General features: G+C 61.2%; 2 protein-coding genes. Both read left to right on the top strand.

Features of this window, described 5'->3' with window-relative positions; translation table 11 throughout:
* Nucleotides 1–399, top strand: a 399-nt coding sequence (locus tag ACYVGC_RS24940) for a ferritin-like domain-containing protein (RefSeq protein ID WP_460586563.1), incomplete at its 5' end; no start/stop codon positions are given.
* 48 nt (nt 400–447) lie between these two features.
* Nucleotides 448–1,404 carry a ferritin-like domain-containing protein gene (locus ACYVGC_RS24935; protein ID WP_460586562.1) on the top strand — a complete coding sequence of 319 codons (957 nt, stop codon included), beginning with the start codon at nt 448–450 and terminating at the stop codon, nt 1,402–1,404.
* The last annotated feature ends 7 nt before the right edge of the window (nt 1,405–1,411 follow it).

Below are 1,411 nucleotides of genomic sequence, written 5' to 3'. Positions count from 1 at the left end.
GCTACGCCCATCAAGGCGCTGACACCCAACTTCGCAGCCATCAACTTCAACGACCGTACGTCAGTACTGAGCACGGCCAAAGCATTCGAAGACCTGGGGGTAGCTGCCTACAACGGTGCGGGCCAGTACATTCAGTCGGCCACGTACCTCTACATCGCCGGTAAAATTGTGTCGGTAGAAGCCCGCCACGCCGCCATCATCCGCGACCTGGTGACGGAGGGTACTTTCATCGGCAACGACGTGGCTACGATTACCACGGCCAGCATGAGCAGCGTTACCACCAACAACGCCCCGGCCAACTCCAGCCTGGAGCGCGCTATGTCGCCTACCGAAGTGGTAAACATTGCCAACACCTTCCTGGCTGACGGCTCGAAACTCGACGTTTCCGGCCTCAAATAAGCGCCCCCCGCGCGGCTATCCCCTCCTCACACTCTTCGTCTTATTTATATGAATTTCTTTCAAATCATCTCCGAAATCGAGAAAGTTGACCCCGAGGTATACGACCGCCTCGATTCGCGCCGCTCGATATTCAAGAACATGAGTGGCCTGGGCCAGAAAATGGCTGCCGCGGCTATTCCCTTGGCTGTGGGGGCCATCTTCAACAAGGCCTACGCCCAAACGCCCGTGGGCGCCGGCGTAACCGATGTGCTCAACTTCGCCCTGAAGCTGGAGTACCTCGAGTCGTACTTCTACAACGCCCGCGCCGGCGTAACGGGCCAGCTGAGCGCGCAGAATGCGGCGGCCCTCGCCCTGATTGCCACCGACGAAGCCAACCACGTCAGCTTCCTGCGCACGACTATCACGGCCCTGGGCGGCACGCCCATCGCGGTGCCGGCCACCACGGGCGTGTTCGACTACACGGCCAAAGGCACGTTCCCCACGGCCCTGACCAACGCTGGTGTCTACCTGGCCATTGCCCAGTCGTTTGAAGACACCGGCGTGCGTGCTTACAAAGGCGCGGCCCCGTTGGTCATGGCTAACAAGACGGTGCTGACCGCCGCGCTGAACATTCACTCGGTGGAGGCCCGTCACGCCTCGCACATTCGGGCCATGCGCCGGGCGGGTGTCAACAGCGCCACGCCCTCGCAGGGTATTGCCGTTGCCCCTTACAGCGGCCCAACCGGGGCGCCCAAGAGCTGGGTGTCGGGCACCGATGGCGGCGGGGCCGTCCCCGGTGTAACGGATGCCATCTATGGCGCAGGCAACAACACCAACGCTGTGACAGGCATCACTTACGATTCAGAAGCCAGCACGACGCAGGCCACGGTTGTGTTGTCAACTAACACTACAATTGCGGGCTTCCCGGCAAGCGCCTTTTCGGAGTCGTTCGACGAAGGCCTGGACGTAGGCACGGTGGCCAAAATCGCCAACCTCTTCTCCGTGAGCGGCACCTACTTCAACTAGTTCAACC

This window comes from Hymenobacter arcticus, from assembly GCF_054779975.1.
Note: the sequence above shows the minus strand (reverse complement) of the source record. Positions and strands in the feature narration are given on the sequence as shown.

What these genes read in the sequence shown, in the direction of transcription:
- ACYVGC_RS24935 (WP_460586562.1), top strand. Translation starts at nt 448, where the DNA reads ATGAATTTCTTTCAAATCATCTCCGAAATCGAGAAAGTTGACCCCGAG.